The sequence below is a fragment of the Leucobacter sp. OLIS6 genome (assembly GCF_002752355.1).
Taxonomy (GTDB): Bacteria; Actinomycetota; Actinomycetes; order Actinomycetales; family Microbacteriaceae; genus Leucobacter.
The window spans coordinates 329,491-356,125 of record NZ_MRAV01000011.1; the positions used below are offsets into that span (position 1 = coordinate 329,491).

The following is a 26,635-nucleotide window of genomic DNA, read 5'->3' on the forward strand; positions in this document are numbered from 1 at the left end:
TCGGACGAAGGAGCAGAAACCATGACGCGCAGCCCAAACAAACTCATCCCGACAGGCTTCCGCACCGTGCCCGGGCTCGAGGCGCTGGATGCGGTCGTGGTCACCGCGGGCCCGCCCTCAGCCGACGTGCGGGCGCTCGGCGTGGGCGTCACGAGCGACGGCGAGGTGCCGCCCGAGCTCGGCTTCGACCGTGCCGCGCTCGCCGACGCCGGCTTCGAAGCGAAGGCCGGATCTGTGCTGGTGCTGCCTCAGGCAGCAGGCCCCCAACTCGTCGCCGTGGGTCTCGGGCCGAGCGAGCAGCTCACCGTCGCCGTGCTGCGCGATGCGGCGGCGGTATTCGCGCGGGCCGTGTCGAGCTGCGCCGAACTGGCGCTGCGCCTTGATGCTACGGGTGCGGTCAGCGCCTCGGATGCGGTGCGGGCTCTCGCGGAAGGGGCGCTGCTGGGGCGCTATCGCTATACCGAGCTCACTGCGACGTCGAAACACGTCCCGCTCGAAGCGCTGTCGCTCGAGGTGCCAGGAGCGGGGACGGCGGAGCAAGCGATCGCGGAGGCCACCGTCTCGGCCCGTGCTGCGATCGTCGCACGGGATCTCGCGAATACCCCACCCGGACATCTGACCGCTACAGACCTGGGAGACATCGCGGTCGCCCTGGGCGAACGCTTCGGGTTCGCGGTCGAGCTGTTCGACAAGCAGGCGCTCATCGAGCTGGGCTGCGGAGGGCTGCTCGGAGTCAACCAGGGTTCTACGGAGGAGCCAAGGATGATTCGCTTGGAGTACGCGCCCGACGGAGCGAAGCGGCATCTGGGCCTCGTCGGCAAAGGCATCATGTACGACTCCGGCGGTATCAGTCTCAAACCGAGCGACCCAATGCATTTACTCATGAAGATGGACATGGGCGGGGCTGCTGCGGTGCTGGGGGCTTTCGCGGGACTGCGTGATGCTGGAGTGGATGCCCGGGTCATCGGCTGGCTCATGTGCACCGACAACATGCCTTCCGGGACGGCGTACAAGCTTGGTGACGTACTCACCGCGCGCGGAGGAACCACGGTCGAGGTGAAGAACACCGATGCCGAGGGACGCCTCGTCATGATGGACGCACTCGTTCTCGCGAACGAGGCCGCGGTCGATGCAATTATCGACATCGCGACGCTTACGGGAGCCGCCCTGGTCGCCTTGGGCCCTGCGACAGCACCCGTGCTCGGCAACGATCAGGGCACGATCGACCTCGTCCGCACAGCCGCCACGGTGGTAGACGAGCCCGTCTGGCAGCTGCCTCTCGAGAAGAAGTACCGTCCGCAGCTCGATTCCACGATCGCCGACATCGCGAACTTGGGCGGTCCGTTCGCGGGTGCGACCACGGCCGCGCTGTTCCTGGCCCACTTCGTAGGGAACACCCCCTGGGCGCATCTCGACATCGCCGGCACCATGCAGACCGAAAAGGACGACTCCTGGCGCTCGGCTGGCGCGACCGGGTTCGGCGCGAGGATCCTGCTCGAGACCGCCCGCACTTTCACCGTGGAGAAAGCCGAATCAGTAGCGCGAAGTACAACGGACCGTTGAGCTTCGTGGTCTTCGCGATGCCCGCAGAAGCGGATCACGCAACCACGCTGGAGCAACTGCAACTGCAACTGCAGTTGCAAGCAGGACGAAGCCGGCCCTTATGGACACCAGCGGTTCACCGTGGCTTGTCGTGGGGGGGGCATTGAAGTGGCGGGGCTGGCTTTTCCGGGGACGAAAAGCCAGCCCCGCTTTGCAAGAGTGCACAAGGGAACATCTCTCACGGTTTTCGCGGTGTCGTGATGGAGAACTTCACCGCTCGAGCTGGACGTGAACATGTTGCCGGGGTGTGAGTACCAGGACCCAGGGGAGTGAGGTCCTGTTTGGCAACAAGACACTTCATCGGTCCTGCTCTGGAATTAAGAATTCCAGAGCAGGAGACGTGTGCGACGCCCCGTTGGGTAGGTTCGGTAGATTTGAGTGTTTCTTTCGAGGGACTTGCGTACCGAATTCCCAATTGCTTCGGTCGCCGCGAGAGCCCAGCCGGACCGCGCGGTATCGCCAACAGTCGCACAGGGTCTGCGCTGCCGAGAGCATTACCGGCCTACTCGCGTCAGAAGGCTTTGCCCCCTAGGAAGCTGACCCGCCTCGTACCAATCGATCCAGGTCGCGCCGGCTCGTGAGGTTCATTTTCCTCAGGATCCGGTGCATGTGACTTTCGACAGTGCGGGGACTCAGTACGAGTCGAGCAGCGATCTCAGGATTCGAGAGGCCAGTGCTAGCCAACTGGGCCACTTCGCGTTCTCTCCGTGTCAACAGAACGCCAGACACGCGGAACGACTTGGAATCGATGGCGCGCCCCCCGAACTCTTTGAGATACTCCTGAATCTGAACATCGATGTCGTCGGCCTTGGAGGCGTCGTCCGCATCTCGGGCCCAGGACGCCGAGAGCTTCAAGGCATCGAGCGCACGTCCATGCTGCCCTCCCGCACGCAAAAGCGGCGCCAGCTGGAGCATTCCTGCGACATCCTTTTGCTCCTTGCAGCGGAGGAACCGACACCACAGGTCGAAGAGTCCGCCACCGATCTCCTCGGCGCTTTGGAGGAGCTGATCAAGGGGAGTCTTGGCGCCCTCTAGGTCCGCGGCATTGAGCCAGAGAGTAGCGGCAGAGAACCTCGCGCCTCGCTCCCAAAGAGCGCTCGCGCTGGTGCATAGCATCTCCTCTGCCACCTCGCTTTGCCCGTCGAAGACCGCGAGCTGGGCCTGAGCCCAAGCTTTCGCGTGAGTCGGGAGCAAACCGTCAGGCCTCTGAACCTCGGAGACCTTGCGAACGAACCGCTCTCCCAGTCCAATATCACCCGAGCGCACACCGACAACTGCGGCGGCGGTTAGAAAGGTGAGATGTATCCATGTGGCAAACGGCGAGGGTTCTCCCGTCGCGAAAATGGTCTCGAGGAGACGGCGCGCCTGCTCAAGGTCTCCAGCGATTAGGTAGCACAAGATCGCGACGGCACCGAATGACCGCACCCCCTCGATGTCCAGCATCCCGCGGGCTTCCTCAACGCCTCTGACGCAGAGGGCGAGTGCTTCTTCGCCACGCCCGGCCCCCAGCAGCGCCAAGGAGTACAGTGCTTGGTTCTGCGAAGATGGCGCTTCAGGTATCTCGGTGAGCCATTCGTAGGTGCGTAACGCGTCTTCAAAGCGGCCTAGGCCAATCAGGACAAATAGTTGACCCTCAAGCTCGGCTATCTTCACCGGAGTTGGATAAGAATCGTCCACTTCGAGTCGCATTGAGAAGTCGCGGGGAACTTGACGAAAATTCGAAAGAAGGGTAACTTCTGTTGTATCCAGAATGCGTTTGAAGACGCCCAGGTCCTCGCCGTGATTCCGGAGCTCAAGTAGGGCACGATCGAGATCGCCAGCATCAACGTACGCATACCAGCGTGCCCTCATTGCTGCGTATCGTGCGCGACTGAGTGGGTCTCCTTCCGCTGGATCGGTGCATTCGAAGACTTCGGCGACTTCTTTCCCCGAGTCAGGGGTTTGCATAAGAGTGTTGAGATAGGTCACGGCGGTGGCTGGGCATGGGCGTCGTACCCACTCAGCTCGGCTCACGAGATTGCTTGCCCTAGCGCGTTCCCGAAGTAGTCGCACGAAGAGAGCGTCAGATTCACCGATTTTTCGCCCGAAGAGCTCTTCCGTGTCCAAGCGAACTTCGAACTGATCGCTCTCCCCGAGTCTTGAAGCTATGGATTCGCGGATCCGAATCCGTCTCGCGAAGAGTGCCTCGTGACGAAAGTAGTCGACCACGAGCGGTGGAGTCACCGTTACTAGACCGCGAGACTCCGATTGCACGATCTGAATCAGTCCGCGCTCCTCCAAACGCTCGAGGACCTCCCACTCGATCAGTCCTCGCGCGGCGTCCAAGTCGATGACGCCAACGATTGCGAGCGTCTCGAGTGTCTCGACTTCATTTCTCTGGAGGCCTCCGAGGAACCGACGAACCGGTCCCCGCATCCCCGAAGTCCACAAGTCTCGTGGGTCGGACCACAGCCCACCGTCAAAACGGATATGCCCGTTCCGCCTTGCAGCCTCGACAAGTTGAACCGCGAGCCCCACGATCCCGCCAGAAGCCTCAAGGATTCTACTCATGGTCGCGACTGAGATGGCGCCGCCGAGTCGCTCGCTGACAACGGCTTCGAGCTCCTCGAAACCGAGAGGGAGCATCTCGATAACTTGCGCTGACCCTGGAAGAAGTGCGTGTGACTCATCTGTCTCCGAATGCAAGCCGCGGGCTACCACCACGGGTACATGAAGCTCTCTCCGCACGCCGTCGAGCACCCCCCACGAGGCGCTATCGAGGCTGTCCCAGTCATCCACCAGGAGCACTGCAAACTCTTGTCCGAGCCGTTGTCGAATTTCTTGTGCGGCGGATCCGATCAGGTCTCGCGACCGATTGTCCGTCCTTACGAGCCCAAAGCTCTGCAACGCAGCCAGCGGGCGGTTCTCAAACGCCCGCACGCCTCGAACGATGAACGGAGAAAACCCGGCCTGCGTGAGCTGGCTTCCCAGCGCCGACAAGAATGTGCTTCGCCCGCTTCCAGGTGTCCCAAACACCTCAAGATTTACTCCGGCTTCAATCAATCCCGCAGCGAGAGAAAGCTCATGCTCGCGTGTGACGGCCATACCAGGTACCCCCCTACATCCTTGGAGAGCAGTAACGCTGCTTCCCCAAGACTACGACGCCTCCGCGCATCTACGAAGGCTTTGCTCGATCTTCTTGCGCTTCGAAACCGTCAACGTTGGTAGTGCGGCTTCATCAGTACGCGTTAGGTGATCGGACTGCCGAACTCAGTGCTTGCAGGCACGGAGAAGGGTGACGCTGCTGTCTCGTGTAAGCATGCACTCATGTACGCATGAAGGTGAAGCTTCTTCTCCGTGCGGCAGTGAGGCTGAAGTGGCTCGGACCAACCGCAGTGAGCAGGGAGAGCGACGACCGGGCTAGCTGGCCGGAATTGGTCATCACCCGCCTGGAGTGCCGTTGACTCGCAACGGCGAGGCATGCCAGATAGGCGCTGTCTCTAACGAAAGAGCCTTGCCCCGCCACGGGGCACCGGATCTGCACAGAAGAGCTCGTTCGCAGGGGAGAGGCATGGGTTCGGAGCAGCGGTGGAGCTGGAGCTGCATCGCGGCTCGGGTGGGGTCCGGACCGGCCAGGTCTGGTCTCTGACGGCAGCCAGCGGGTTTCCACCCTGGCCTTGATTACGGAAGGAGTAGGCCCTCGAAACGCACTCACGCAGGAGTCCGCCCGCCTGCCGATCATGCGTAGACCGACCAGGTGCGACATCAATGAAATCGAGGGTTCTGCTATCAGGCGCGGTTCAAAGCGAAGAGCGTCACCCCGACTGGAGGCATGGATGCCTCGCCGAGTCAGGGTGACGCTCTGCTCTTTCTCCTCTTTCGCTATCGGGGGGGGGGGGGTTAGGCGGCGTAGAAGGTGGTGGAACTGCAGTTGTAGCCGACGCGCTTCGCCGCCGGTGCTGACATGTTGATCAGGCAACTGGTGAGGCGAAGGTTGGTGCCCCTTGCGGGCCTGACGACACCACGCTTCATGGACGTGTTGACTCCATTGCTGGCGATGACCCGGGCTATTTCGATCCACTTCCCGTTCTGCTTCTTCTGTAGAACAGTCAGTGCACTGTTGCCGTCGGTGCGCAAGTCACTAGCTCTGATGAGCGACATGCCCGCACCCGCATTCGCATTGGTTCCGTAGTACTCGGCAAAGGCTGCCCGGTTCGGGTTCGTAATGCCAAGGTACCCCGTCATGCCATAGGACGTATCAGCTTGCGCAGGTATGGCACCTCCACAGGCAAGAGCGAGCGCTACCATCGTGATCACGGGCAGCTTTTTTAGAGTGTGGGATTTCATGATTCCAATCATTTCGAATTAACTAAGTGAATATCTTGATCGTGGAGGGCGAACGTGATCATGCGGCGACAATCGGAGCTTCGTGCCGGGAAGTGTCTAGCGTCCCGTGCAGCCGGCATCTTCCGCTTCGAGCGCGGCTACGACGTCGTCTTCGATCGCATCGATCTTTTCGCCGTCAAGCTCCGGGGCTGAGAGGAGGGTTGTGACCTCCTTGTAGAGGGCACGATGCTCCTTGTCCGGAGTGATCATGGCGATCCCAAGGAACGCGTTCCGCAGTTTCGTCTGATTCTCGGCAGACGGATCGACTCCGTACTCGCGATCGGCAACCTTGACCTTCGCCAGTGCTTGACACACAGCCGGCGAAGTTGAAGTCGAAGGTGTTTCGAGGCTCGTCGTCGGTGGAGTGTTTGCTGTCGCCGACGATTCGGGAAGATTGGGAAGAGCTGCCGGAGCAGCCAGAGCAATGAGCACTGCGGCCACCACGCTGAGCAGCATGTTGGTGAAACCGACAATGATCCCGGCGATGGCTAATCCTCGACCTCGACTGCGGTCCCGTTTGACCTGGCTCAACGCGATGAAGCCGAGAACAGGGCCAAGCGGGCTAAGAAGGAAGGATCCGATGAATGAAATCACGGCGAGGATGTTTATCGAGGCAGGAGAGTCAACTGGTGCGGCTGACGGAGTCTCCACCGAAATGGGAGGTGCTTCTTCTGAGGCGTTTGGTGTGATGTCCATAGATTCTCCCCTTTATCTGATGGCTAAGGACGTGGTGGCCGTTGGGTACGCGGTACGGACGATCTGATTGAACGCGTGACGTTGCCGTCCGATTCGTTGACCTAGGCGCATGCCCGCGGACGCTGAGGCGGGACTACCGGCCTGACGCAACGTAGTGCCGGGCATGCCGCCTTAGATTCTGTCCTTGGTCGGTCGCTGAGTATCCGGGGCTGGCAATGATTGCGTGACTCCGGGCGGCCTTCCCGTCGTTCTCGGTGTCGAGGGTGGGCGAAGCTAAGCAGGTACGGTCGGCCAATGTGGCCGTAGCCCTTCGGCTTCAAGGGATGAGCGGCTTCGGGAAGCGGGGTGGAAGCCAACGCTCAAGTGGTAGGTACCTCGGCCGGATTGGAGGCGTTGGTTCTGTGAAGGCTTGGGCCGATTAGCTGACTCGGAGGAGTTGGCGCTGTGCGTCGGGTTGTTGTTCGGCTGACTGCTCAGTCGTTTCTGAGCAGCAGTTGACTTAGCGCAATGGGCGCCTCTGCTGCCGTGAGAGGCGACACATGGTTGCCGTGGGACGTGGTCAGACTTGCGTGCCCACGTAGGTCGGGATCTGTAGCACGCATAGTCGCCGCAAAACGGTACTTGGATCACCGGGATGTGGCGCTGGAACCTCGCCAACCTGCAATTATGAACTTGTGCCATGCGCGATTAGCCTGACCTTCGATCTCGGCACAGTTGAGAACAAGCCGCTCAAGACAACAGGCCCGCCCACGGAACCTCCGAACACAAAGCCCCTCACCGCGCCTACTGGCAACAACAATGGTGGCAATCTAGCGGCCACAGGAGGAGCGGACGCGGTGCCGTGGATCCCGATCGCCGGGGAGTTCTGTTGCCTGGCCTGACGCCCTTGAGAGCCACACGGCTGACCGCGCGTAAGAAGTAGTCCGCATAGCGCTGTGGTCGAGGGTATGGAAATCGCAACCTGTCACACTTTCGGCCGCCCGCGGTGCTGACCCAGAAGAGGCCGGCGGCGGTCCCAACCTGGAGCAGCCGTTCGCAACGCCACGGCTGCTTTCGAGGCTGGTCTGGTGCCCCAGTATTGCAGCAGCCGTCGGGGGGGGGGGGGCAGCTGCATTCGCTGCCCAATCAAAATATGTTCCGCCGCCGCGCGACGGGGGCAGGTGCTGCGTGCTCTAGGTAGGTACCTAATCGTCTGGACGTCGTCACCCGGAGTTCAACCCTAGAGCTACCAGGCAACGCGTAAGGGAGTGCGCACTGGCGGCGCTTATGAGTTGTCGTTTGGTGAACTACTGCGGACTAGTGTTCGCGGTACCTGCGGGCTCTGATGCCCTGCGAAGGGCTACCATGTGGGCTTCGCGCGACGTATGATGCGATCCCCGACGACATTTGCGAGTCGTCACTCGGTGGCGTCGAACAGCGCATCAAGTCCTACTTAGTCCCTCTGTGTGACAGGCCAGAACCGACGCCTCAGCGCCCAGCGCGCCTCCCACGTCCGGAAGCGAGCCGAACTCGAGTCGAGAAGAAAGAAAATTGACTGATAGGGGAACCATGCAGAATCGCGACAATACTTCTTTGAGCCTATATAGGCTACCGCAATTGCCGAGCCCTTTGTGGTCGACAGGTGTGAACGCGTTCAGGCGCAAGTTTTCCTGGGAAGAATTGGGGGGGGTAATCAAATGAGCTCAACTACCTGGAGATTTCGCTTACGCGGACTTGGGTTCGCCATGGCGGCATTCGCGGTCGCGGTGGCGGCCGGTGGGGTTCTGGGGGCCACCTCCGCGCAAGCTGCGGGATCATCGTGCGCCGCCACGACAACCTCTGTAACCCTCAGTGGGCCGCCTCGCGTGGACCGCAATGGCACGGTCACGGAGGCCTGGGTGAATCCAAACTGGACATTTACCAACAATGTGCAGTCTGGCATAGCGGGCAATGCCTCTTTTGTGATCAAGGTAAACAGTGATGCCAAAAGTGGCGATCAGTTTAGTGTAGTCGCGTCTGGAATTGGAACGTTCCGCGGTACTCCCGTGAATCTGAAGGATGCGAACCAGAATGTCATTGCGACGGCAGTGGCATCCAGTACTCAAAAGATCACTTTTACGTTTACGAACTACGTCGAAACACACACCGATGTTGCGGCTACTTACACGCAGTCTTACGGGTACTCAAGCGACTATGCGCCTGGAAAAGTGCTGCAGCCGGGAGTAGAATACTCGCCGAGTTTCGCGGGGTGTGATGGTGGTGCTTCCGCCTCTTTCGTCGTCACCACACAAGCGCCTTTCAATACCCCTGGTCTGCGGTCCTCATGGAGCGGTAGTCAGAATGTTGCTCGGACTCTCGTTACTTACAACGGGCCTCAGGCAAAGACTGCCAATGAGCTGCACACGATCACGCTGGGAATCGACCGGCCCGGCACTAAGATGGATTGTAGTGTTTTCGAGAACCAGATTAGTCCCTACGGCGTGGGATACGGGATATGGCAGGGGCGCCTGATGACAGACTCTCCCTTGAGTTCTCGGACGACCGGCACTCCTGGACCGGGTGAGTACCGTATCGTGAGCTGCTCTGACCGCGAGGTAATCATCGAGTGGATGCCAGCCGCTGTGGGAGAGAGCTTCCGAACTCAGTTCCGAACCGTCGAGGACGGAACCACAGGCTGGGAGGTTCTCGGTGACCGGCCATTCACCTTCACTGCGGTGGAGACCACGAGCGATGGCGTCACTCGAAGCACTAACCAGCCGGCACGCCCTGTCTCGGATGGCGGCGGTGGCGGTGTCGCCTACACGGATCCCGTGGTTACGAAAACAAGAGGCAAAGACGGTAGCTTCCTCTTGACCGTCTCGAACCCTACAACCGACAAGGTTGTGCCCTCTAAAACCTATACCGACGCCCTGTATAACGCTGCGCGTGAATTGGATCCTGACCAGTTGACCATCTCCGAACCGACGATGGGGACCGTCTCGGGGAATGAATGGACATTGCCTGCGCTCGCACCAGGTGAAAAAGCAACGGCCCGGGTCGAATTTGACGAGGTGCAGCGTGTCGAACCGGGAACTAGCGTTCTGAACCGTTTTGGCGTCACTGGGTCCGAGTGCGTCACGGGCGCTCCAGACCCGAGTGAACTGGGGGCACTCTGCGCCGAAGTCGTGGTAAATCGTCCACCTGCGAAGGGTCAACTTGCCTGGACCAAAGTAGATCCAGGTGGGACTCTACTCTCCGGATCCGAATGGCTCCTCACCGGGCCGAACGGTGATGAAACCAAGGTTTTCGATAACGCCCTGAACGATACAGATCCCCGGGCTGGCTACCTGCGGGTTTCAGAGCTCCCCCAAGGCGATTACACCCTCAAAGAAACTCGGGCTCCGGATGGGTTCCAGCTCAGTGAAGATGTCCTTGCAGCGGAGATCAGTCATGACCGCCTGGTGATTGATCTCGGTGCTGTCGAGAACCTTCCGATCAAAACAACTCCCCCGACCAAGAGTTCTCCCTCGCCGTCTCCACCCGGCAGCAACGGCGGGGACCTGGCCGTCACGGGTGGGACTGACGCCTTGACGTGGATCCCGGTTGCTGTGGGAGCTCTGCTGCTCGGCTTGACGCTCTTGGGGGCCGCGCGGTTGGACGCACGCAAGAAACAGTCGGTGTAGCGCTGTGGCCCGGGGGCGGCGTCTGGTCAACACCGCCCCCCCCGGGGGGGGGCAGTCCTGGACCGCCCCGCCATGAACAAATCGGGAGCGGTTCTCCGACGAAATCTTCACCCAAGGAACGAGTTTTGCTCGACAGGCTGCCTGCCGACCTTCTGGGGTGCTCACCTGAACGGAGTAGTTAGAAAATGGGCAAGTCAACACTTCTGATGGCCAGTGTCGCGGCAGTCACTGCCCTCGCTTCTATGGCATTTGCGGTGTCGCCCGCGACTGCGGCACCGGTTAGCGGCGCCGCTCAGAGCGGCGCGCCCCGCGGAACGATCCAAGATATCACTGTCGGCAACCAAATGGATCAGAAGTTTGAACTCTTCGTCGAGCAACCCTCGCAGCTTAGCCCGCATACTAGTGCGGAAATTACTGACTCCTCGGGCATCGTTTTTGGCCACATGGCAAGCCTCAGCGGAGGCGACTTGCATCTCACGTTCGAAGCCGACGTCACTGCTCGCCCAGAGCTGAGCGGGAGCTCGCTTACATTTACTGCGCATCCTGCCAAAAACGACCAGCGAGGCCTGGCTTTTGTCGTCAGCGGTAGCGACGATGCGGAGCCTGGCAAATAGGCTGAACTGTCGGAGACGGGCTTTGCGTTCTTGAGAGAATTCGAGGTCGAAGCTGTTGAGAGTTCGAGCACTATTCACATTACTGGCTCGGTGAAAAAGGAGACAGTTTGCGTTCGAAGCAGCAAAGCCGATGGGGTGTCCAGGCGCGCCAAACAGTAGTGTCAGTGACGATGGCGGAGAAGCAGTGCGAGCGTGGCGTCTTCCTGATGAAGCAGGCCCAGCGAGGTCCAAAATGGCTTCCAGGGTTGTGTCGGTTTTCCCTTTGGGCGTCTGCGTTTCTGATCGGCGTCTCTTTCATGGTCCTCCGCGGCGGAGTCACATCATCCTTCCCGTCTTACGCACATAGGCGGGGCGATGCTACGAAGTATCTCCTCGAGAATCTTTCTGCCTTGTTCTCGGGTCAGGCGTCCCCGCTTGCCTGCCTAGTGTTCGTTGCCGCGCTCTTGATTGCAGGTGGCGCATTCGGTCTTCTGCTCTGGTCGCTGTGGCCACCGGAAAACAAGCGACCATCTGGTTCCGAAACGCCTTAAGGCGCATTCGAAATCCCGAAACGGGATGGTGTGCGGAGCGAATGCCCCGGGTAGATTCAAGTTCGCCCGAAACTATTACGCCGGTCTCTGCCTCCTCGACATCCCCTGCCGAGCCACCAACGGGTGAAGACTGCCCTCGAAGGCCGCAGACTTTCCAGGCCGGATTTCTCCAGGCGTAGTCCCCGGCAAGTTGCACCAGGCAGGCGGAGATCCATGGAGGTGCTCGGTCGGGGCAGGCGACCGCAGAGATCGCGGAGGTCCGTGAACCCAAGCGGGAGATTGCGGAGCTGCGGCGGGCGAACGGGGTCCTGAAGGCGGCGTCGGCTTTCTTCGCGGCAGAGCTCGACCGCCCATCCAGGTTCTGAACCAGTTCGTAGAGGAGCATCGTGAGGAGCTCGGGGTCGAGCCGATCTTCCGGGTGCTTACTGAGAACGGCATCCCGATAGCCCCGTCAACATGCTGCGAAGCCCGAAGCAGCTACCGTCGAGAGGGCAGCTGCAGGATGCGGGGATCGTGGAGGTGATCCTCCAGCCACGCGCCCAGCGGTTCGTCGCCCGCCTCGGCGCCCGGAAGGCGTGGTTGCATCTGCGCCGCCGCGGCCACGATGAGGCGCGCTGCACGGTCGAGCGGCTGATGACACAGAGCGGATAGGGGGGGGCGGGCGCTGCGGGGCAACCGGGTGCTTACCACGATCCCGAACCCAGACGATGCCCGCTCGCCCGACTTGGTGGATCGGGATTTTACCGCGACGGCCCTGGGTCGCGGACTTCACCTATGTCGCGACATGGTCCGGGATGGTCTACGTCGCGTTCATCTTCGATGTGTTCTCCCGCCGGATCGTGGGCTGGCGGGCCGCGACACGGATGACCACCGATCTCGTCCTCGACACCCTTGAGTGCGCGATTTGGGCCCGGTCGCAGGACGGCGTCACCAGTTTGTCCGGACTGATCCAGCACAACGATGCCGGTAGCCAGTACACGTCGTTGGCGTTCACCCAGCGCCTCATCGGCACCGGCGTCGTATCGGTCGGCTCCGTCGGCGACGTCTACGACAATGCGATGGCCGAGTCGCAGATCGGGATCTACAAGACCGAACTGGTTCGCCCCGAAGGGTCCTGGCGCGGCGTCGATCGCGTCGAGATGGAGACCCTGCACTGGGTGCACTGGTTGAATCACGAACGCACCCATGCATCCATCGACGACCTGACCCCGATCGAGGTCGAACAAGCCCACGATGCCACACGAAGCCGTCTCGTCCCGACCGGGTGAGGGAAAGAGTGTCCGGACATCCTGGAGCGATTCAGAGCACAAGACAAGCGAAGGACGGCTCTACTGCTGTGCTGTTAAGGACGTGTTCAGCAGCCGCATCGTCGGGTACTTGAACAACTCGCGGATAAAGTCCCGGCTGGCGGTCCAAGCGCTCGAGGACGCCGCCTTGATGCGCGGCGACGTCGCCGGCTGCGTGGTCCACTCAGACCGAGAATCTCAGTTTTGAAGCCGGAAATTTCGGCGTGCGTTGACCTGTCATCGCATGGTTGGGAGTGTGGAAAGAGTCGGTTCCAGCGGAGACGATGCGGCCATGGGACCGTTCGTCGCCCTGCTCTAGAAGAACGTCCTCGATCGACCCTCCTGGGCCCCACGGGAACAGCTGCGGATAGCGATCGTCACTTGGGTTGAACGGACCTACCAGGCCGCCGACGGCAGCGTCGGCAACGACGGTAGCGTCGGCTGGGGCGTTTGGCGCCCGTCGAGTCCGAGACCATCATGAATACGACCGTCGTCCTGGCGGTATGACTACAACCTGTCACCTACACGTGCAGCAGTCCCAACTTGCGTTCGCGTAAGTTTGCAGCGCTCCAGACCTGCACACTTGCAAGACATGAAAACAGAACGGGTGCCGCCTTTGCAGTTTAGATGCAACTCTGGTTCAAGTCTTGCTAGTCTGGGTGCATGTCTGGGCAATCGAGTACGCTCTCCGCCATGGTTCACGACCTCCGCCAGCGAGGTTCGGACCACACGGAAGTGGAGGCGAAACGTGCGGCGGGCGGCACTCCCGAACTGGGCGAGACGCTGGCCGCATTCGCGAACATGCCTGGTGGGGGAACGATTCTCCTCGGGCTTGATGAAGCGGCGGGGTTCCGCGCAGTCGGGGTGGAAGACCCAGCCCAGATAATCAAAGCGGTCGCCTCTCAGGCCCGGAACGCGATCAAACCTCAGGTGCAGGTGTCCTTCGAAGAGGAGACGTTCGAAGGCGTTCAAATCATCGTGGTTTCGGTCGCTCCGCTGCCGTTGCACGATCGGCCCGCGCGCTACAAGGGTCAGCCCTATTTGCGTCTGGCCGATGGCGATTATGTGATGAGCGAACAGGAGATTCAGCAGGTCTACGCGATGCGGACCAAGCCGCGTCACGATGCGGACCCGGTCGCAGGGAGCTCTCTGACTGATCTGGACCCTGCTTTGGTCGAAGCATTCGTGCAGCAGGCCAGGCAGGCGAAGCCGCAGTTCCAAGGGGTTGACGCGAACACGATTCTCACGCGGAAAGCGGTACTGGACGCAAGCGGCCAGCATGCGACGGTCGCTGGCTTGTACGCGATGGGCGTCTACCCGCAGCAGTTCCTGCCGTCGCTCGCAATCACCGCTGCTGTGCAACACAATCTCGCCGGCGAACGAGGTCTATCCGCGTTGACGGATATCACCGGTCCAATCCCGGAGATGCTGGACCAAGCCATGGACTGGGTGCGACGGAATACGAAAACCCGGATCCGGTTCGAAGCATCTGGAAGCGCATTCGACGAGGACGAACTTCCCATGATCGCGGTCCGTGAGCTCATCGCCAATGCTCTGGTGCACCGCGACCTTAGCCAGCATGCACAAGGCAAACGGGTCGAGCTTCGACTCAAAGATGACACGCTCATCATCGCAAGCCCCGGCGGGCTCTTCGGCGTCAGCACGGGCCAGCTGGGACATCCGCAGGGGAAGTCTGCGGTGAACGAGTTTCTCTATGACATCTGCAAACTCGTCCGGAGAACTGATGGCGCCCGGATTATTGAGGGAGAAGGCGGAGGCATTCGGGACGCCCAGAGGGCGCTACGGCAAGCGAACATGCGACCTCCGAAGTTCATCGACCGCGGCGTCAACTTCACGGTCCTATTGCCGAGGCATGCGTTGCTGGAGCAGGAAGACTTGTCCTGGCTTGACGTTGTCGATCCCGCGCATCGTCTGAGTGAGATCCAACGACAAGTCGCGGCCTCCATGCGCCACGGAGATGTGTGGTCAAACAGTCTCGTGCGGAAGCGATTCGCGCCGATCGATTCGGTGGAAGCCAGATTCGCCCTCCAAGGGCTCGTCACCTTGGGGCTTGCAGAACGACGCGGTGAGCGTGCGCAAACCGAGTACGTGATTGACGAGAAGCATGCGCTTCCCGGTGTCATCGTCGACCCGTACGTGGATTCGCTCCTCTCAGGGGAGCGACTACGTGAACTCGAACACGAGGCGGTGGAGATATTGAACTTCGACCCCATACAGGAGGCCCTTGACGGAGGCGTGCGACTGAGTCTGCGCGAATTGGTAGACGCGACGGGTCTGAGTGAGGGGCAGACGAGGTACGCGTTGAATCGTGCCGTCAAGGCCGGGTACATCGAACGTGAAGGCGGGCAGGGGGTCCGCAACACCCGATACCGCCTCCCCTCCGCGTAGAGCGCCATCGGGTGCTGGCCGAGCGCGAACCGCAGCGCTCAGAGTGAGGGCAGCAGCATCGATGCGGGTGCGACGGTGTCCCAGAACTCCCGGAACCAAGCATCGTAGGTGCTCGAGAATACGGGGACGGCCAAACTGATCTCGCCGGTTGGCTGGCCGGGTTCGCCTTCCAGAAGGGCGCTCTGGTTGGGGGTGAGCCGGCCTTCGGAATCGGCGATCCGTTGGCGCTTCAGCCAGTATGCAAGGGCGCGTTCGTGTTCCCACTTGGAACGAATTCGTGGTTCTCGCTCGTAGTTGGTGCGGAACAGATTGAGTTCTGTCACGCGTTCGTCCCAGCTGGACCGACGCGGCGTCCAAGCCCATCCCGGTATCTGTTCCAGCGCCGCCACCTGGTAACTGCAGAGCGCGCCCCTGCGTTGGTTCTTCACCCACGTCACACTGTGTTCGTCTCGAGGGAACAGGCCGTGTGCGCAGACATACAGGTAGATCGCGACGCAGGATCTGAGCCAGCGCACCTCCGGCGTATCTGGCGGTTTCCGTCCATCTTCGACTTCGCGGGTGAGGTGGATTTGGGCGTCGATGAATTTGAGTGTGCGGAGCTCGTTTCTGGTGACCCGTCCCTCGATCTGTGCCCACCGTTCGGGGTGCGCAGACTGCCATTCTTCAAGGGTGAGAAGGTTCGCGCTCATCGGGAATTTCCGTTTCTCGTCGATGCGGTGTGGGCGGAAAGTGTAGAAACCGTGGGCGGGAGAGCACGGGGTTCGGTGCGTCGGGTGTGGGCGGCAAGTGCTGGACCGGCCATGGCACAACTCCTACGGTCCCACCATGAACATCACACAGTCGTCCGCCCCGAATCCGGGACGAGTCCAGCCCGCCGAAGAACCGCGCAGCATGCGGATGGCCCAGTCCGAGCTTCTCTTCCTCGAGGTCGCGCGGGATTGGTGGTGGGCTGCCAACCACCTCGAGAACATGCGGCTTCCGGTCGTGGGCGGTCTTCCGCAGGCGCGGATGCTCGTGCAGGCGCTCAACGGGGAAGCCTGGCCGTGGACAACGATCGGCACAGCCGGAGAAGCCTGGTTTCAGGTGCTCGGCGCCGCAGACGCCTGCACGATTGAGCTCGGCGTACAGGGTCGCGCTTGCCGCGTCGCGCACGCGTACCGGCCCGACGCCTCCCGCCACCTGATGCCGCCCGGTTGCTGGTGGTGGGCGAAGTCCTGCCGCGCAGACGAGGTCTTCACCGCTCTCGAGGCGGCATCGATCGGGATCCGGCACCTGCTCGGGTACCCGTTTCGGAAGAATCTCGTGCTGCACGAGATCCGTGCTGGCCGGCCAGGATCGAGGAGGTGATGCCATGTCTATTCGGGATCTGCCGCAGTACGAGTGCACGCTCATCTTCCGGGTGCGTCTCAAGGACGAGGAGGCTTTGTCTCGCGACGTTGTCGACCTCGTCACCCACGGTTCCGGGGACGAGGTGTTCCGAGAGGAAGCCTGTCGCCTGATCACACCGGACCCTGCAACCGCGATGATGCACATCCTCATGCGTCGGCACGAGTTCGGGCCGATGGGCGGCACGACCCGTATCGGACGCACCATCGTCACCGTCACGGAGCTCAGCTCCGACGGCACCGCCGCTGTAGAGGCCCGCAGCACCGTAGATCTCCGTTGGGACCGAGAGTAGGGAGGGCCAGTCATGAGCCGCGAGAAGTGGAGGCCGTACCGGAACATGTCGGTGTTCGAGTGCACGATGACGTTCCAGGTCCTCGTCCCGAACGAGGGCCTCTTGTATATGGCGGTGATCGAGCACCGGTTCAAGGGCCGCACGCGGGCGCGCTTGGACGCCGGCGAAGTGGCGCAGGCGCTCGAGTCTCCGGAGGACGCTTTGCGGGCGCTGATGCCGATGACGTTCCTTCGGGTCAGCCCGATGCCGGCGGTAGCGAAAGTCGGTCCGTCGACGTACACGGCCGTGAGGGTCGACCCGTTCGGGAACGAGCCGAAGCCGCCGCCCTCTCCGGATGAGTCCGGGGAATCGTGAGGGTGGCGGGTCATGGTGTTACCGGTCCTGGAACCGTTTCAAGTCCTGCATGGCTTTCGCCGCGGCGTTGCAGGTGCATCCCCTCATCGCCCAGCTCAAGATCATGTGGGAGTCCTCGAGCGCTTTTACGGGTCTGGGGTCGACTCCGATCGCGTCCTGCACCGCCTGAACGCCATCTTTCGCGATCTGCGTGAACAGGAGGAGGTCCGCGACCTGCAGCATCGTTTCGCCGCGCAGCATCCGATGCATCCGATCCGTGCTCAGCCCCGGATGCCCTGCCTTCGACGACGCCAGCCATGCCACCGTCTTACTCCTGGACGACAGATGCTCACGGATCTCTTTGGAGAGACGGTGCTGCAGCTGGGCGGCTTTGAACCGGGGATCCAGAATGCTGACGCCCTTGGCGGGACGGAGGTCTTCTCGGGTCTTCCCGAACCGTCTCGGGGACTCGAACAGATCCCGGGGAACGAACGTGAATCCCTTCCCCGGGAGAACCTCAGTCGATTTTGCAGCCATTAGGACGGACTTTACGTCGTGAACTAGGTACATAGGTGGAGAAAGCACGGCGTTTCGGGGGAGTGCACCGCCCATCCCTGACCCGAGATGAGAAAACAACACTTCACCAGCACCCCTGAAAGCCAGGCACCCCGCAGGCGCACGCCCGCCCGCACGGCTGCCTTCGGCCCCGAAACCCGAGACGTGCTCGCCGGGGCACTCGGGACGTTCACTCGGCCATCGGAACCTGTCGCAGATGCACTGCGGCGGGCCGGCTATCACGCCCTCCCGGAGGAGGTGATCAGGCATATGCGGGACACGAAACCCAAGCAGGTGGATCCGGAGCGGTGGGCGCACATTCGTGCGTTCGTCACCGACTCGGTCGCTCTGACACTGCCCCAGTCGCAGCGTACGGCGCGCCTGTACACCTCCACTGCCGCGATCTATGTCGCCTGGGTCGTGTTCGAACGCGGCTACCCGTTGAAAGCCAGCATCGTGTGGCGGCGCGACGTGATCGACGAATGGGTGCAGGAAGGCGCCCCGCACCTGACGGTTGTGACACGGCGCAACTATCGGACGTCGCTGTCGCGTATCGCGGAAGCTGTCGCGGTGGACTCCTCCGGGATGGAGTTCACGCGCATCCCGAAGGAGAACACCGCGTTCCCGTACTCGCGGGCGGAGATGCTCGTGTTCCGGGACTGGGCGACCGGGCAGACCACGCCGCTCAAAGTGCGGCGCGGCATGCTGATGCTCATCCTGTGCGCCGGCGCCGGTCTCACGTCCAGTGAAGTCGCACTCGTCCGCCCGGAAGACGTACACGTTTCAAGTGCCGGCATCCTGGTCGACGTGCGCGGCAGGAACCCCCGCGCAGTGCCCCTCTTGGCCGAGTGGGATGCGTGGATGCTCGCCCTCCTGGGTCAGAAGCCGCCGGCCGGGAAGCCGCTGTGGGGAGAGCTCCGCACCAAGAACAAGAGTCGCATCCTGTCCACATTCACCATGGGCACGGTCGGGAACGCGCCGCGTGGCGACCGGCTCCGTAACACCTGGCTGATCGCGCTCATGAACGCCCGCGCACCGATGCGTGAAGTGTTCCAAGCCGCAGGCGTGCGGAAACTCGAAAACCTCGGAGTCATCCTCGACTTCGCGACCCCCGTCCCACCGGACGAATATCTGGCGGCCCTTCGCGGGGTGGTGTCCCGATGAACGCACAGACGGACGCAGCCCTGACCGAGGTCCTCGGTGGCACCGAGGACGAGCTCGACCGGGCTGCCGCGATCAAGGGCCCCATGGTGAACGCCTACTTCAACACGATCGCACGGCTCATCGAAAACAGCGGCGCGCTCGAAGAAATCGAGGCCTGGGAAGCAGGGAAGCGCAAGAGCGGCGCCGGCCGGAAACCCTTCGTGACCGCGAAAGCTGTCCTGTGCGTGTTCGCGATGAACGCCATCTGGGGCGAGGCATACAGCTTCACCGAACTCTCCAAGACCCTGCAGTACCGCTTCACGCCCGAACAGCTCGAGCGGCTCGGGATCCGCGTCGATGGTGCGACCAAGCAGACTTGGTACACGCGGCTCTGGCGTGCCAGCAAGCGTCTTCGTGATGCGATCGACCCATGGCGCGGAGCACCCCTGAACCACGTGATGAGCCGTGAAGAGTTCGAACGGGCGAGACTCGGCTACGACCCCGTCTACGAAGCACGCGCGCACCGTCTCTCGGACCTCCTCGTTGCTGCCTCCGCGAGGATCTTGCCGAAGCGATACCTCGAAGGCCACAACGGCGACTGGGCAATCGACGCGACCTGTGTCCCCGTCGGGGGTGGCCCGAACCCGAACGAGAAGAACTGGCCCGACTACAAGTGGCTGACAAACGTCGACTACCAGTGCGGCTGGCACACCCGCGACGGAGACCACAACGGGAAACACCTCAAAACCTCCACCCCGGGATACGAGATCGAAACCCCCGTCCTCATCGACGCGAAAAACGGCGGCTACATGTTCAAGCTCATCCCCGCGATGCGCATGCACCTCCCCGGCGAGATCACCGTGCAACCGAGAGAGCTCCTCACCCGCATGGCCGAGTTCAGCGAGAAACGAGGACTCGTGGCCGTCGACCGCGCCTACAGCAGCCTGAAAGTCGAGAACTTCCAAGAACCCCTCCGCAAACTCGGCTACGAAGGCGTGTTCGACTTCACCAAGAAGCAACTCGGCATCAACGGCAGCCTCGCCGACGGCAAGATCATCTTCCTCGAAGGCAGCCCGTACGTGAACCTCATGCCGAAAGAGCTCCGCGAGATCGTGAACTGGGGCGAGAACGGCGTCCCCAAGGGCGAGACGGAAGCGACCCAGCCGAAGTACTCGAAAAAAGACGTCAGTCGGATCCTTAAGCTGCGTGAGCCATACCGGCTGAAAAGGTGGGGCGTGATCGAAGCCGACGGTAAGCAACGATACGTCTACCCCGACCCGGACGGCTACCATGCGTTCGACCCCGGAACGAACGAACTGTCCGACGCGGAAAAGCCGACAGGGAAGATTCGCATCCCAGCGGACCTGCCTGAGATCAAGTTCCTCCAGCGGTTCCCCTATCTTTCGGATGACTGGATTCGGGCGTACGGGCAGCGAAACCAGGTCGAGTCGAGCAACAACGAGCTGAAACGCCTCGGCGGGCCCGACCTCAAAGACACCCGGGCCCGGACCGGGCGCGGCTTCGCATACAACTACCTGTGCGCCATCGCGGCAGTCATCGCGACCAACCTCGACCGCATCCGGCGCGGCATCAAAGACATCTACGAGCCGAAGAAGCCGAAACCCGACGCGGTGAAGCCGTGCAGCCGACGAGGCAAAGACGCGGCGCGCAAGGCCACGAGCCGCCGCGGACGAACGAAGGCAGAGGCCGGCCCGCCGCGGACATAGCGGCTAGGCGCTCCCGAACCGAATATCGCTCGAAGAGGCCCCTGACCGGAGGGGTCATTCGGCGTGTCACGAACACCTCAGCTCACAGGCGGGGAGACGCGGGCAGCGCCGGATCGGGCGAGGAAACACCTGAGGCCCTCGACTCCGAACGGAATCGAGGGCCTCAGCAGGTATTTTGCAAACATTTCCGAGAAATTCTGCAAATACCCCGGTGGCGGAGGATGGGGGATTTGAACCCCCGAGGGCGTGAACCCAACACGCGTTCCAGGCGTGCGCCATAGGCCGCTAGGCGAATCCTCCAGCGCCGACTGCGAGCAGCCAGCTTTTCCATACTAGCCGGTTCTCGGTCGACTTGCTGACACGGGTCACCCGCGGGTCCGATGATCCGGGCCTCGGGGTGCCCGGCGCCGCGCTGCCTCAGCGATCCGCGAGCGGGTGCCGCACCATGCCGGACTCGTCGATCAGATCCTCGTCCTCCTCGGGGCGGGGGTCCCGCCCGTCGGCCGCCGCGAACGCGACGGCGGCGACGGCGCACGCGATCGCGATGATGCCGAACGGGTTGCAGAGCGCGATCGACATCTCGTTCGCGCCCGCGCCGCCGAGCTCGCCGAAGAGCGTGCGGAACGCGCCGTCCGCGTACTCGGGAGCCGTGAGGCCGAAGGCGATCGCGCACACGGCGGAGAGCACCAGGGCGACCCGGGTGCGCGGGCGGATCCGGTAGCCGCGGGCGACGGTCTGCGTCATGCGCCGGGCGGTCCAGATCCAGAGCCAGACGAAGGCGAGCCCGAGCGTCGGGCCGAGCCAGGCTGCGACGGGTCCGACGAGTCCGAACGACACGCGGGCGAGGGTGATCCACAGGCCCAGGACCAGGGAAAAAACAGTGATCAGGGTGGTGCGCACACGCCCGAGTCAAGCAGATTTCGCATCGCGTCGCCAACAGTGCTATTCTCTAACGGTTGTCATCGCAAGGTGGCCGCGCCCCGATAGCTCAGTGGTAGAGCACTTCCATGGTAAGGAAGGGGTCGCCAGTTCAATCCTGGCTCGGGGCTCTGACTCTCTGGCCCGCATTCGTGCGGGCCAGTTTGGCTGAGTAGCTCAGCTGGTTAGAGCGCACGACTCATAATCGTGAGGTCGCGGGATCGAGCCCCGCCTCAGCTACAGAGAGTCACGAGAAAACCCCCGGTCCGACCGGGGGTTTTCTCGTTTTTGCGCCGCGCCGCGTCGCGGCACCTGGGCGCTGCGTTGCCGCGCCCGCCGTAGCGCAAACACCCGCACTACACCCGCTTCGCGAAGGTGACCGCGCGATCCTCGGCGCGGAATCCGAGACGCTCGTACATGCCGAGCGCTCCGCTCGGATTCTCGGCGTCGACGTTGAGCATGGCCCGTTCGAGCCCGGCGCCGCGGTACGCCCGCAGCGTGTCCGCGATCAGCGCTGTGGAGAGCCCACGGCCGCGCCAGTCGCGCACCACGCCGATCATGCCGAGCTCGCCGAACGGGCCGCCGTTCGCCGTCCACGCGCCGCGATCGACCTCGCTGAGCGCGAAGCCAACGACCCGGTTCGGGTCGGCGAGCGTGCCGCTTCCGAGGATCGCGAGGCGGGAGAGCTTCGGCGCGAACCCCGAGGCCCTCCCGCCGGCCTCCCATTCCCGGCGCGTGATCGGTTGCGTGCCCCAGTGGTCGCGGAACGCGTCGTTCACCGCTGTCCGGGTCGCTTCCGAGCGGCGGCCGGTGAAGGGGACGAGTGCGATGCCCGTGGGAGGGGCAACGGTCGGGAGATCGGTGGACAGCGGGCGCCAGAGCTCGAGCCACCAGCGCACCGGTGCGAAGCCCGCTGAGGAATACAGCGCCTGGTTCTGCGGATTCGCCTCGCGGCTGGCGACGGTGATGATGGCGGGCAGGTCCCCGCCGGTCTCGGCGAGGATCTGGCGTGCGCGGGCCTCCTGCCAGGAGAGCAGCGCGCGGCCGATGCCGAGCCCGCGGTGGTCGGGGCGCACCGTGCCTTCGAGCGCGACTTCGACCTCGGTCGTCGGATCCTCGGTGCGCTTTGCGGATCCGAAGGCGATGGCCGTGCCGTCGGGACCGAGCGCGATCATCGAGTCGGTCCGACGGCTGAAGTGCGCTCCCGAGAGGCCGAAGGCGATCTGGTCCTTCGCGAATCGGGTGCGCGGGTGGTCGATCCGGCCGGCCTCGGCCACGAGTGCGTGGATGCGCCGGATGTCGGTGCGGCGTGCGCGCCGCCAGGCGAGCGGCGTCAGGCCGGCGAAAGCCGGGAGCACCGGAAGCGCGGCGGGGGCATTCGCGCGCGCGGCGAGCGGCGTACGGGCAGCGGCGGGCTCGGGCGAGTGCATGCGCTCCTCCTTCGGGAGTCGGGTGCGCCGGCGGCGCAAAGTATCTCAAGCGCTACGATCGGACCCAGTTTGATAGATCGGCCTGTGGGGTCGCTGGGGGCGCAGGGCGCGGATCGGTATTGTGGAGCCGTGGGAGCACGGGAGACGAATCGGGAGAGCCGCGAGCGCGCGCTGCTCGAAGCGGCCATCGAGTCCTTCGCCGAACTCGGCTTCTCGGAGGTCCGCCTGTCGGACATCGCGAAGCGCGCGGGCATGACCGCCGGCCATCTGAGCTACTACTTCCCCTCGAAGTCGGAGCTGCTGCGGCGCGCGATCGAGATGAGCGAGGGCCGGCTCATCGAGGACGCCCGCGCGGCGCTCGAGCGCCTGGAGCGCCCCGAGGACCGTTTGCGCACGCTGATCGACCTGTCCCTCGCGGACCGGGTGCGGGATCCGGGCTGGCTGCTCTGGTTCCAGGTCTGGGCCGGCGCCGCGCTGCACCCCGAGATCACCGAGTCGCACCACGCGCTCGACGGCGAGTGGCGTGCGCTGCTGCGTCAGGTGATCGACGAGGGCATCGCCGCGGGCGGTTTCCGCGCCGAGGACCCCGACGCGACCGCCGCCGCGATCGCGAGCATGCTCGACGGCCTCTCGATCCAGCTCGTGCTGGAGGCGCCCGGGTACGGGCCCGAGCGCATTCGGGCCATCGCCGACGCGGCGGTCGCCGCGCTGCTCGGCCTGCGTGACGCCTGATTCCTGCGGCTCACGGCCGTTCCCGACGGTTCCGGGCGGTCTTCTTCCACCGGATATCCGGCTTCTACCGGATCCTCCCCGCGGGGATCGTCCGGCCCCAGCCCGATATCCGGTGCTCGCCGTGCGAGCGGGGCTTGCGCAATATTTGGTTTTCAGCAAAACTTTGTTGAGAACCAAATTTTGGAGTGATGATGACCGAGATCCAGAGCACCCCGGCCGCGGCCGGATTCGCCATGCCCGCCGAGTGGGAACCGCACGACGGCTGCATCATGGTGTGGCCGTTCCGAAAGCAGCTGTGGGGATCGCAGCTCGCCGCCGCGAAGCGCGACTACGCGGCGGTCGCGAACGCCGTCGCCCGCTTCGAACCCGTGTTCATGGTGTGCCCGCCCGGGCTCGCCGACGAGGTGCGCGCCGCCTGCGGCCCCGGGGTCGAACCCATCGAAGTGCCCGTCGACGACTCGTGGGCCCGCGACAGCGGCCCGATCTTCCTCCGCAACGACGAGACCGGCGAGTTCGCCGTGATGGACTTCCGCTTCAACGCCTGGGGCGAGCGCTGGCCGCACGCGGAGGACGCGCAGCTCGCGGTGCGCCTCGCCGACCACTTCGGCCTGCCGCACTTCCGCACCTCATTCGTGCTCGAGGGCGGTGCATTCTTCGTCGACGGCGAGGGCACGGTCTACGTCACCGAGCAGTGCCTGCTGAACCCGAACCGCAACCCCGAGCTGGACCGGGAGCAGATCGAGCAGGAACTGCGCGCGGGCCTCGGTGCCGAACGCGTCGTCTGGCTGCCCTACGGGCACGCGCTCGACACGGGCCCCGCCGGCACCGACGGGCACATCGACGGCGTCGCCCAGCTCGTCGGTCCCGGCCGGATCCTGCTCGAGGTGCCGAGCGATCCGGCATCCACCGAGTACGAGCGATCGCGCGCCAACCTCGAGGCGCTCGCCGCCGGGCCGGACGCGCGCGGGCGCCGGATCGAGGTGCTCGAGGTCGACGTCCCCGCCGAGGGGCAGGTGGCCTACGCCAACCACTACCTCGCGAACGGCGCCGTGATCGTCCCCATCGGCGAGGACGAGCACGATGCAGGCATGCTCGCGGTACTGCAGCGCATCTATCCCGATCGGGAGATCGTGGGCGTTCCCGGCCGCACCATCGGGTACGGCGGCGGCGGACCGCACTGCATCACCCAGCAGATCCCGGCCGGGATCCTCTCGCCGCGCGGCTGAACCCGAGCGTCCCGCAGGCCGCCCCGGCGAACAGCAGAGCGATCACCCAGGGGGCGGCGCTCAGCGGCTCCGAGCCGGTGGCGGCGAGCTCGGTCGGGTCGACCCTGGTGCCGGTGGCCGGCGGCGTCCGGGTCGGATCCGTGCCGGTGCCGTCCGTTGGCGCGGGCGGCACCGGCACGGTGTCGTCCGCGACCTCGGCGTCGGCTTCCTGCCCCGACGGGGTCTCGCCCTCGGTCGTACCGCTGATCCTGATCTCTCCGGCCGAACCGCCGGCGTGCTTCGCGGTGACGGTATAGGCGATGCGGGCCCGCTGCCCGGGTTGCAGGTCGCCCGACCATTCGACGGCCCCGCCCACCACGCGCACCGTTCCACGATCGGCGGTCGCCGCGTCGATCGAGACCGCGGCACGGTCGGCGGTGACCCGCTCGACCGCGGTCGCGTGCAGGGGAGTGTTCCCCGAGTTGGTGATGGCGAGGTCGACTCGGGCGACCGCGCGCGACGGCGAGGAGTCGGTCTCGACGGTGCGGACCGCGCCGAGGGACGGCTTCGCCGCCGCGGCGGACCCGTCGGCGCCCGAGGCGACGAAGTACGCCAGGCTCGAGCTTCCGTTCGAAGCGCCCCCGCTCTGCGCGTGCGCGAGCACGGAACTCGTGTCGACCTGCGAGCCCGTCGCGTAGATCGAGCGCGCCCCCTTGGGGAGCGTCTCGCCGGGGATCTCGAAGATGGAGGGGCCCGGGGAATCGAGCGAGAACAGCTGCTCGATCACATAGAAGCCGTCGCGCGGGGACGGCACCGTGACGCCCATCGTGACGGTGCCGGGCGCCTGGCCCTCGGCCGCGACGGAGTACGCCGAGGCCGGCACGGCCGCCGCAGGATCACCGAGCGCGCCCGAGGTGCTCGGCAGTTCGTCGAAGGCGAAGAGCCGCGTCGTCCCCGGGACCGGGCGCAGCAGTCCGGGCCAGGAATCGGCCCCGCGCGCCCCGATCCACTGGCCGCCCTCGGCCGCGTCGGCCGCGTGACCGGCCACGGCGCCGCGGACCCGGAGTCGTGCGCCCTCGCCGTTCGGGCCGGGCACCCAGGTGGAGGAGATGTTCCCCATGGTCCACGACATCGCGCCGTAGCTCAGCGATAGCGGGAAGACGGAGGAGCCGCTGCGCGCCTCACCGGTGAACGAACCCCCGGCGGCCCCGACGTCGTCGAGGTTGGCGAAGAGTGCGATGCGGGCCCGGAAGTCCTTCTTCGCGGCGACTCCCGGCGCGAACGCGAAGCGGACGGTGCGGCCGTCGGCGTCGACGCGGTAGTCGGCGATCGTCTCGCCCGCCTCGTCCGTCACGGTTCCGGGATCCGCGACGGCGATGAGGTGTTCGGGCAGCGCGAGCGAGAACCGTGCGCCGGGTTGCGCGTACTCGGTCTCGATCCTGATCATCAGCGCGAACGAGGGGGCGAAGCTCGACGGCCAGGTCTGCTCGCCGGGAAGGTAGGGCTGCAGCGCGACCTCGGAAATGGGCGATGCCGCGGGTGCCGCGGGTGCGGGATCGGCGGGTGTCGGATCGGCGACGGCGGCCTGCGCGGGGAGCATCGGGATCCCGAGGATCAGCGCTCCGGCGAGCAGAGCCGCGGCGGCGGAACGGAAACGGGAAAGTGCCACGGGAATCCTCCGGGTCGGGTCCGTGGCCGTCCCCCACGCGGCGGCCCGCAACCGAGCCCACACTATCCGCGGTGTCGGTGGCCGAGTGTAGGGTCGTGCCCG

Annotated in this window: 20 protein-coding genes, 3 tRNA genes and 1 other annotated feature; of the genes, 14 read left to right on the plus strand and 9 right to left on the minus strand. The window is 64.0% G+C overall.

What is annotated here, in order from left to right; genetic code table 11:
• The first annotated feature begins 21 nt into the window (after positions 1–21).
• Positions 22–1,563, plus strand: coding sequence for a leucyl aminopeptidase (locus tag BMH31_RS08035; protein WP_099724729.1), 1,542 nt, complete (start codon positions 22–24; stop codon positions 1,561–1,563).
• Positions 1,564–2,130: 567 nt separating this feature from the next.
• Here the strand turns inward: BMH31_RS08035 and BMH31_RS08040 are convergent.
• The 3 genes from BMH31_RS08040 to BMH31_RS08045 form a co-directional block, all read right to left on the minus strand.
• On the minus strand, positions 2,131–4,686 hold the full coding sequence (locus BMH31_RS08040) for a helix-turn-helix transcriptional regulator (RefSeq protein ID WP_099724730.1): 2,556 nt from the start codon (positions 4,684–4,686) through the stop codon (positions 2,131–2,133).
• Between the two features lie 795 nt (positions 4,687–5,481).
• Positions 5,482–5,928 carry a hypothetical protein gene (locus BMH31_RS15355; protein ID WP_143469814.1) on the minus strand — a complete coding sequence of 149 codons (447 nt, stop codon included), beginning with the start codon at positions 5,926–5,928 and terminating at the stop codon, positions 5,482–5,484.
• Positions 5,929–6,024: 96 nt separating this feature from the next.
• On the minus strand, positions 6,025–6,663 hold the full coding sequence (locus BMH31_RS08045; RefSeq protein WP_099723106.1) for a DUF4190 domain-containing protein: 639 nt from the start codon (positions 6,661–6,663) through the stop codon (positions 6,025–6,027).
• Between the two features lie 1,877 nt (positions 6,664–8,540).
• Here BMH31_RS08045 and BMH31_RS15360 point away from each other — a divergent pair.
• The 4 genes from BMH31_RS15360 (at position 8,541) to BMH31_RS08060 (ending at position 15,143) form a co-directional block, all read left to right on the plus strand.
• Positions 8,541–10,304 (plus strand): Ig-like domain-containing protein, encoded by a 1,764-nt coding sequence (locus BMH31_RS15360; protein WP_143469815.1) that lies wholly within the window; start codon positions 8,541–8,543, stop codon positions 10,302–10,304.
• Positions 10,305–10,510: 206 nt separating this feature from the next.
• The gene (locus BMH31_RS15365; protein ID WP_143469816.1) at positions 10,511–10,918 is read left to right on the plus strand and encodes a hypothetical protein; all 408 of its coding nucleotides are present in this window, start codon (positions 10,511–10,513) and stop codon (positions 10,916–10,918) included.
• Between the two features lie 852 nt (positions 10,919–11,770).
• Positions 11,771–11,899, plus strand: a sequence feature (AL1L pseudoknot).
• A 256-nt stretch (positions 11,900–12,155) separates the two neighbouring features.
• Positions 12,156–12,716, plus strand: coding sequence for a DDE-type integrase/transposase/recombinase (locus BMH31_RS08055; RefSeq protein ID WP_099723469.1), 561 nt, complete (start codon positions 12,156–12,158; stop codon positions 12,714–12,716).
• A gap of 711 nt (positions 12,717–13,427) precedes the next feature.
• Positions 13,428–15,143, plus strand: a complete 1,716-nt coding sequence (locus tag BMH31_RS08060) for an RNA-binding domain-containing protein (RefSeq protein ID WP_158234907.1) — start codon at positions 13,428–13,430, stop codon at positions 15,141–15,143.
• Positions 15,144–15,181: 38 nt separating this feature from the next.
• Here BMH31_RS08060 and BMH31_RS15375 read toward each other — a convergent pair whose 3' ends face one another.
• A complete protein-coding gene (locus tag BMH31_RS15375) occupies positions 15,182–15,832 on the minus strand; it encodes a hypothetical protein (RefSeq protein ID WP_143469818.1) in 651 nt (216 codons plus the stop codon).
• Between the two features lie 208 nt (positions 15,833–16,040).
• Here BMH31_RS15375 and BMH31_RS08065 point away from each other — a divergent pair, with 208 nt between their 5' ends.
• From BMH31_RS08065 to BMH31_RS08075, 3 genes are read left to right on the plus strand one after another with little or no spacing between them, the layout of a single operon-like run.
• Positions 16,041–16,490 carry a hypothetical protein gene (locus BMH31_RS08065; RefSeq protein ID WP_143469819.1) on the plus strand — a complete coding sequence of 150 codons (450 nt, stop codon included), beginning with the start codon at positions 16,041–16,043 and terminating at the stop codon, positions 16,488–16,490.
• Positions 16,491–16,494: 4 nt separating this feature from the next.
• Complete coding sequence (locus BMH31_RS08070; RefSeq protein ID WP_099723466.1) at positions 16,495–16,821, plus strand: hypothetical protein; 327 nt, start codon at positions 16,495–16,497, stop codon at positions 16,819–16,821.
• Positions 16,822–16,833: 12 nt separating this feature from the next.
• Positions 16,834–17,175, plus strand: a complete 342-nt coding sequence (locus BMH31_RS08075; RefSeq protein WP_099723465.1) for a hypothetical protein — start codon at positions 16,834–16,836, stop codon at positions 17,173–17,175.
• An 18-nt stretch (positions 17,176–17,193) separates the two neighbouring features.
• On the opposite strand, the gene BMH31_RS15605 is transcribed toward BMH31_RS08075, so the two are convergent.
• Positions 17,194–17,478: a hypothetical protein gene (locus BMH31_RS15605; RefSeq protein ID WP_143470027.1), complete on the minus strand. Its 285-nt coding sequence runs from the start codon at positions 17,476–17,478 to the stop codon at positions 17,194–17,196.
• Between the two features lie 501 nt (positions 17,479–17,979).
• Between BMH31_RS15605 and BMH31_RS08085 the strand changes: the two genes are divergently transcribed.
• The gene (locus BMH31_RS08085) at positions 17,980–18,873 is read left to right on the plus strand and encodes a hypothetical protein (protein ID WP_099723463.1); all 894 of its coding nucleotides are present in this window, start codon (positions 17,980–17,982) and stop codon (positions 18,871–18,873) included.
• The gene (locus tag BMH31_RS08090; RefSeq protein ID WP_099723462.1) at positions 18,870–20,579 is read left to right on the plus strand and encodes a hypothetical protein; all 1,710 of its coding nucleotides are present in this window, start codon (positions 18,870–18,872) and stop codon (positions 20,577–20,579) included. The genes BMH31_RS08085 and BMH31_RS08090 overlap by 4 nt, the downstream gene beginning before the upstream one ends.
• 212 nt (positions 20,580–20,791) lie before the next feature.
• Here BMH31_RS08090 and BMH31_RS08095 read toward each other — a convergent pair.
• Positions 20,792–20,879 (minus strand) — tRNA-Ser (locus BMH31_RS08095).
• Between the two features lie 117 nt (positions 20,880–20,996).
• Positions 20,997–21,479 (minus strand): hypothetical protein, encoded by a 483-nt coding sequence (locus BMH31_RS15380; protein ID WP_143469821.1) that lies wholly within the window; start codon positions 21,477–21,479, stop codon positions 20,997–20,999.
• Positions 21,480–21,556: 77 nt separating this feature from the next.
• Here BMH31_RS15380 and BMH31_RS08100 point away from each other — a divergent pair.
• Both BMH31_RS08100 and BMH31_RS08105 read left to right on the plus strand, forming a co-directional pair.
• Positions 21,557–21,628 (plus strand) — tRNA-Thr (locus BMH31_RS08100).
• 35 nt (positions 21,629–21,663) lie between these two features.
• Positions 21,664–21,737, plus strand: a tRNA-Met gene (locus BMH31_RS08105).
• Positions 21,738–21,853: 116 nt separating this feature from the next.
• Here the strand turns inward: BMH31_RS08105 and BMH31_RS08110 are convergent.
• Positions 21,854–22,927 (minus strand): GNAT family N-acetyltransferase, encoded by a 1,074-nt coding sequence (locus tag BMH31_RS08110; protein ID WP_099723460.1) that lies wholly within the window; start codon positions 22,925–22,927, stop codon positions 21,854–21,856.
• A gap of 129 nt (positions 22,928–23,056) precedes the next feature.
• Between BMH31_RS08110 and BMH31_RS15490 the strand changes: the two genes are divergently transcribed.
• Together BMH31_RS15490 and BMH31_RS08125 are read left to right on the plus strand one after the other, a co-directional pair.
• Positions 23,057–23,659 carry a TetR/AcrR family transcriptional regulator gene (locus BMH31_RS15490; protein ID WP_158234908.1) on the plus strand — a complete coding sequence of 201 codons (603 nt, stop codon included), beginning with the start codon at positions 23,057–23,059 and terminating at the stop codon, positions 23,657–23,659.
• A 191-nt stretch (positions 23,660–23,850) separates the two neighbouring features.
• Positions 23,851–24,885 (plus strand): agmatine deiminase family protein, encoded by a 1,035-nt coding sequence (locus BMH31_RS08125; protein WP_099723458.1) that lies wholly within the window; start codon positions 23,851–23,853, stop codon positions 24,883–24,885.
• Here the strand turns inward: BMH31_RS08125 and BMH31_RS15390 are convergent.
• The gene (locus BMH31_RS15390; protein WP_143469823.1) at positions 24,842–26,533 is read right to left on the minus strand and encodes a hypothetical protein; all 1,692 of its coding nucleotides are present in this window, start codon (positions 26,531–26,533) and stop codon (positions 24,842–24,844) included. The genes BMH31_RS08125 and BMH31_RS15390 overlap by 44 nt on opposite strands.
• Positions 26,534–26,635 lie beyond the last annotated feature (102 nt).